Here is a 6,280-nt window from a genome sequence, read left to right on the forward strand (position 1 = left end):
ATTATGCTGTGCTGCTTGTTGAATATGAAAACCAAACATTCAACAAAACAGGAAGGCAATTAGGTATTGACCTGGGTGTTGCCGATTTAGTCATTGGATCTGATGGTATTAAGTTCCCTACCATTCGTTTTGACAAAATCTTAGCCAGGAAGAAACATTACTGGGAGAAACGGTTAGCTAGACGTAGATTGCAAGCTCAGAAAGAAATTGCATGGGATAAGCATAATAAGGTACTTAATCCCAGATGCCTTGATGACTTTAAAAATTATAAAAAAGCCAAATTAATGGTTGCTGAATACAATGAGAAAATGACTAATCAACGCAATGACTATCTCCATAAAATTACAGTGCAATTAGTTAAAGATAATGATGTCATTGTCATGGAAGATTTGAAAGCAAAAAATCTTCTACGCAATCACAAATTATCCAGAGCAATTGTTAATCAATCCTGGCGGGAAATGAGACGGATGCTTGAATACAAATGTGCATGGTATGGTAAGAAATTAGTCATTGTCAATCCCTATAAGACATCACAAATATGCTCGGAATGTGGTTATGATGACGGAAAGCATACGTTAGACATAAGGGACTGGACATGCCCTGGCTGTGGGCATCATCACGATAGAGATATTAACGCAGCAAAGAATATTCTTCGGCTCGGGACGAGCCTTGGTAAAAGAGTTGTGACCTCTGCCTGAACGTTAGGTAAGTGTGCAATGTTCCCAGAAGCACACGACTTAAGTCGTGTGAGGTTCACGACAGAAAGCTTCATTTCGTCAGATTCATTAAACCGGGCACGCTGAATCATTTCTTCTGAGAAATCGACTCCGTATAAATGAGTAAAATGACGGCTGCTCAACTCCGATAACGTTCGACCGTAACCGCAGCCATAGTCCAGTATCCTGTCATCTTTCGCTACATACCTGGAAAACAGATCTAATCGAAAAGGAGTAGTGAACCGCTTATCACTTGCCACTTTATTCCAGTATTCTTTCTGGCTTTGCATGCATCACGCCTCCTTACCACGCGCCTCATATGAAATTGATTTTACAATGACAGAGGATAAAAAGCCACAGGTTACAGGCAGATATTTTATTCCAAATCTGAACAGACGCGCCTGCTTCGTCAATTCTGAGGCACGAGAAACGATTTTCACTCATTACTGTGATACATTAATGGCGATGGGAAATACAAGGAGGTATTTGAATGAGCATCGTGACGATTGGGAAAAGCCAGGTCAAAACTGTCCCGCTTGGGCTGGGGACAAATAAAGTCGGCGGCCATAACCTGTTTGCCGGTTTATCGGAGACAGACGGCCGGGAAACCGTTCGGAACGCTCTGAAATCAGGTATTCAACTGCTGGATACAGCTTTTATGTATGGTAAAGGGCGCTCAGAGGAATTAATCGGAGAAGTCATCAAAGATTTCCCAAGAGATCAGGTGATTATTGCCGATAAAGCTGCCCAGGACTTTTCAAGCGGTCAGATGGTACTGAATAATGATCCTCAGTTTCTGAGACAATCAGTGGATGAGGCACTGAAACGACTGAAGACGGATTATATCGATATTTTTTATATCCATTTTCCTGATGAAAAAACGCCAAAAAGTGAAGCAGTCGGCGCCCTCCAGGAATTGAAGGAAGCAGGGAAAATTCGAGCCATCGGCATATCCAATTTTTCATTAGAACAGACTAAGGAAGCTAATCAGGACGGTTATGTGGATGTGGTTGAGAATTATTACAGCCTGATCCACCGTGATGAGGAAGAAAATTTATTCCCTTATTTGCGAGACGCGGGTATTTCCTTTGTCCCGTACTTCCCGCTTGAATCCGGACTGCTTACAGGCAAGTTCAACAAAGAAACGACGTTTGACGAAAGCGATCCGCGCAGTAAAAATAAGAAATTTACGGGTCAGGCGTTCCAAAAGACGATGGAGGCGGTTGATACCCTTCGCCCGATTGCGCGCAGGCACCATGTTGACGTCCTTCAGGTTGTCCTGGCATGGTACCTGAAGAATTCCGATCTGACTGCTGTGATTCCGGGTGCCCGTAATGCCGGACAGATACCAGGCATTGTCCAGTCTCTGGATGTTCAACTGTCAAAAGAAGAATATGATCTTATTGACCAAAACTTTTCAACCCGATAAACCCTGACCAAAAAGAAGCGCTGTGAGGCGCTCCTTTTTTTTTTTCGCTGCCTGCTTTTATACCGCATGAACGAACAGTACCCCCCTACATACACTTCAAATCTAAAGTTTACTTACTCTTTTTATATTTTTTATTGATGATGCCAACAGTGCTCATAAATACTGCAAATATCACAAATACGACAAACGATAGATATCCGCTTCTAAATTTAAAACGATCAATCAAAATGAATAGAAACGCCAACATAGTAGAAATCCACCAGATCAGCTCATATTTTTCATGAATAAATTTCATCTTATCAACTCCCCGCTCACCCTACAATCAGTGCTCTGCGTCCCATTGCATCGTAAATCCGAATGAACTTTTCTCTTTCCACCCGAACATTTTTTCCGCTCCGCTCAGTAGATTCGCAGTCGTTAAAAGTGACGAAATCATCATTTGTGCCGGTGACGACAATACAGTGCAGCGGTCTCGGGGCAAAAATGTTTTTCCCGGCAGGAGTCTTCCAGTATCGCATGACCGGCATCTCATGGGAGATAGTAAACCAGACCAGGACCGGTTTCCCTTCGTCAACAGCCTGCTCAATAACCTTGAAATCTTTTCCATAAAGTGCCATCCCGCCACCGCGATAATGGTCAAGGACCTGCTTTAATGGCTTCGGGTTAATCGTGACACCATCGCCATAAGGATCTCCGACAAAGCCGACTTCCGGATCGCCCCAGCTTCTCACGGAACCATCCGGGTTTTCGATCAGCGGTGTGCTGTCGCGCGGCATCTGCCGGACCACAGTCTCCTTATCCACATTTACTCCATAATAATGAAGGGCCATCGTCAGGGCGACCGCTTCACATCCGGTCGGCAGTTCCGGTCGCTGCCGGATCAGAGGGACATCCAAAAGTGCTGTCAATACGTCCACCTCCTGTTTTTCCTGCTTTATTCGCTTTTTTCAAAGGCGACTGGTAATATATTCATATGGACAAAAGTCTGATCATTCTCCAGGCCATGCAGGCGATCTGTCTGAAGATACGTGTAGTATATCATATCAATATAGTATAATAATCTTAGTCTTTATTATAATCTTTTCCCGTTCGGGCAAAATATGGGTAAGGCTTTATTTGTGTTTATACTGATTCATAAAAATAAAACTAAAAAACTGTTTAACTGGGAGTGGACATTTTGACGTTGCAAATACCTGAGCATGTGAATCTGTATGATGAGATGGTGAAGCAGGCAAAATTACATCCTAAGAAAGTAATCATCGAAGATTTAAGCGTTGCGCTAACCTATAAAAAATTCTTAATCGCTGTCAATGTGATGAGCGGTAAGCTGGATCAGATTGTAAAGGGCGAGAAAAGGGTGGGCATTTTTCTGCCGAACGTCGCCGCACAGGTGATTGTCCTGTTCGCACTGTTTAAAAATGAACAGCAGCCCTGTCTGCTGAATTTCACGATGGGAACACAAAATATTATCGACTGCATCGAAACCGCCTCACCAATGGAGACCGTCATCACGTCAAGGGAATTTGTGAAGAAGGCGGATCTCGGGTTTGTTATTGAAGAGATGGAAAAGCAGGTTAAAGTTGTTTACCTCGAAGATGTCCGCAGCAGTATCACCACATTTCAGAAGCTGTCCGGATTATTCGGATCCAGAGTGTCCGGTCTGAAGAAAAGGGAGCAGTCGGAAGTCATTCTGTTTACGTCGGGAACCGAATCGAAGCCAAAGGGGGTCATCCTGACACATCGGAACATCTATGCGAATATTAAACAGGTCTTTAATCATGTCGCACTCGATGAGGATAGAGACCGCATTTTAAACCCACTGCCACTCTTTCATTCTTTTGGCATGACGGTCGGTTCGATTCTGCCCGTTGTCGGGAATGTAAAAGTATTTCTTTACCCGTCACCACTCCATTACCGGGAAATCCCGAAGATCGTTGAAAAAGATAAAAGTACACTTTTTGTGGCGACCAATACTTTTTTCGAGAATTATGCAAAATATGCAACGAGAGAGCAGCTTCATACTCTGAGAATTGTCGTCTGCGGCGGTGAAAAGCTGCAGAAAGATGTCAGAGATACCTACCGTGATAAGTTTGGCATTCAAATTATGGAAGGATACGGAGCAACCGAAACGTCGCCGATTATTTCTCTGAATACCGCGCAGCACCATAAAGAAGGAACGGTCGGCCGTCTTGTTCCCCTGATGGAAGCCCGGATTTCCAAAGTGGAAGGAGTGAATGAAGGCGGTAACCTGCTACTTAAGGGACCGAATGTTATGAAGGGCTACCTCATCCATGGAAAAGGATTCGTTCCGTGCGGAGAGTGGTATAACACCGGTGATATTGCTGAGATTGATAAGGATGGATATATTCGGATTATTTCCCGGTTAAAACGCTTCGCAAAAATTGCCGCAGAAATGATTTCATTAAATAAAGTTGAGGAACTGGCATTAGAATGCTTCGGTGAATCGGTTTTCTATGCCGTCAGTATTCCCGATAAGCGCAGGGGAGAAAAAATCATTCTGTTCACAACCAAAGAAGATGTCCCGGTAAGGAAGTTTAAAAAGTTTATCAAGGATAAGAAAATGTCTCTTCTCTATATTCCTTCTGAAATCAAACATATTGATGAAGTGCCACTGCTCGGCAGCGGAAAACCTAATTACTGGGTACTTGAGAAACTGGCCAAAAAAGAAGAATGAAAGCATACAGGAGCACGCAAAAAAGGATGGCAGATTCAGCCATCCTTTTTCTTTAACCTGATTTTCCGTTGTCGGAAGCACAATCCTCAGGCCGTCTGTTCAGGCACCGGTTCACCCGCTGTGACCAGGGTCTTATCACGTCCCATGAGGAACGTCAGAATTAAGATGAAGACCCCGGTACCGATCAGCAGCCATTCGATTTTAATGAAATCGGCGATGGGCCCGAAGATCAGCATACCGATCGGCATCATCGATGTAGAAATCATCCCCATGACGCCGAACACCCGGCCGAGATAACCTTCCTCAACTTTCTCCTGCAGCATAACAGTTGTCGGTGTATTCAGCATCGGCATAGAAACGCCGAATAGGGTCATAAAGACCAGATAAATCCAGAAAACCGGAATAGCGCCTAACGCGAAAGTGCAGATACCCATAATCAGAGTGGAGAAAACCAGCGTTTTCGTTCTGTTTCGGAAACCGCCCCAGGCTGCGATCAGCCCGCCGCCGGCCATCATACCGACAGAAAAGGCAATTTCAATTGCTGTCAGACGCCAGACATCGCCGCCGAATGTCCGTGTCACCTGCAGCGGCGTCAGAAATGCAGCAGGAGCCATTAAGACAAAAAACAAACCAAAGAAAAGAAAAAATTGCTTCAGAAAAGCATGATCACGCACATACCGCAAACCTTCTCTAAAGTCACTGAGATAGCTTGTCGTCTGTTTCTGCATCGCCTTTTCATGTACAGCGATTTTTACAAAAACGAGTAGCGTGCCGATCGCGATTGCCGCGGTCACAACATCAATAAAAAATATGGTTTCAATCGGCGCCAGAGCCATCAAAGCTGCGCTGACAATCGGAGAGACAAACATGATCACAGCCTGGATGGTGCCATTGACTCCGTTCACTTTTGTCAGTTTATCCTTCGGTACGATCTGCGGCAGAATCGCGCTGACTGCCGGCGTCTGAATACCTGTTCCGAAGGCGCGGACCGCTGCCATAACAAACAGCAGCCAGATCGCATTGTATCCCATGAGGAAAAAGAAGGCAAGTATAAGTGTCGAGACGGCGACCAGTCCGTCAGATAAAATAATCAGATGTTTTCGGTTATAGCGATCCGCCCATACACCTGCCACCGGGGACAGAATAAAAGTGGGTATAAATCCGCAAATGATATAGAGGGTCATCATCATACCGGACTTCGTCTGAAGTGTGATGTACCACATCATGGCGTATTGTACCAGGGAAGATCCGAAGAGCGAGATCGTCTGGCTGCTCAAAAAAAGAATAATGTTCTTCAGCCAGTGTTCTTTCAAAGCCTAGTGGTAATATGTCAAGTCCCTAAAAACGAGAAATTGGAAATTTTTTAGGGCCTTTATCCAAAAGCACTTAAAAAAGCGTATATGAAACAAATCCCACGCCAAATAACAAATTTTACCAGTT

General features: G+C 44.3%; 6 protein-coding genes. 3 read left to right on the forward strand and 3 right to left on the reverse strand.

Annotated features, from left to right (window positions below):
* Positions 1-698, forward strand: a 698-nt coding sequence (locus EWH91_RS14180; RefSeq protein WP_129930896.1) for an RNA-guided endonuclease TnpB family protein, incomplete at its 5' end; no start/stop codon positions are given.
* On the opposite strand, the gene EWH91_RS14185 is transcribed toward EWH91_RS14180, so the two are convergent.
* Positions 617-1,006 carry a class I SAM-dependent methyltransferase gene (locus EWH91_RS14185; protein WP_129930897.1) on the reverse strand — a complete coding sequence of 130 codons (390 nt, stop codon included), beginning with the start codon at positions 1,004-1,006 and terminating at the stop codon, positions 617-619. The two genes, EWH91_RS14180 and EWH91_RS14185, sit on opposite strands and share 82 nt — an antisense overlap.
* A 200-nt stretch (positions 1,007-1,206) precedes the next feature.
* Here EWH91_RS14185 and EWH91_RS14190 point away from each other — a divergent pair, with 200 nt between their 5' ends.
* Positions 1,207-2,145, forward strand: coding sequence for an aldo/keto reductase (locus tag EWH91_RS14190; RefSeq protein ID WP_129930899.1), 939 nt, complete (start codon positions 1,207-1,209; stop codon positions 2,143-2,145).
* Between the two features lie 311 nt (positions 2,146-2,456).
* Here the strand turns inward: EWH91_RS14190 and EWH91_RS14195 are convergent, their stop codons facing one another.
* Positions 2,457-3,053 carry a C39 family peptidase gene (locus tag EWH91_RS14195; RefSeq protein WP_240697387.1) on the reverse strand — a complete coding sequence of 199 codons (597 nt, stop codon included), beginning with the start codon at positions 3,051-3,053 and terminating at the stop codon, positions 2,457-2,459.
* Positions 3,054-3,313: 260 nt separating this feature from the next.
* On the opposite strand from EWH91_RS14195, the gene EWH91_RS14200 reads away from it, so the two are divergent.
* A complete protein-coding gene (locus EWH91_RS14200) occupies positions 3,314-4,840 on the forward strand; it encodes an AMP-binding protein (protein ID WP_240697388.1) in 1,527 nt (508 codons plus the stop codon).
* 86 nt (positions 4,841-4,926) lie between these two features.
* Here EWH91_RS14200 and EWH91_RS14205 read toward each other — a convergent pair whose 3' ends face one another.
* Positions 4,927-6,117 (reverse strand): MFS transporter, encoded by a 1,191-nt coding sequence (locus EWH91_RS14205; RefSeq protein ID WP_240697389.1) that lies wholly within the window; start codon positions 6,115-6,117, stop codon positions 4,927-4,929.
* Between the last annotated feature and the right edge of the window lie 163 nt (positions 6,118-6,280).

The organism is Sporolactobacillus sp. THM19-2 (assembly GCF_004153195.1).
Taxonomy (GTDB): domain Bacteria; phylum Bacillota; class Bacilli; order Bacillales; family Sporolactobacillaceae; genus Sporolactobacillus.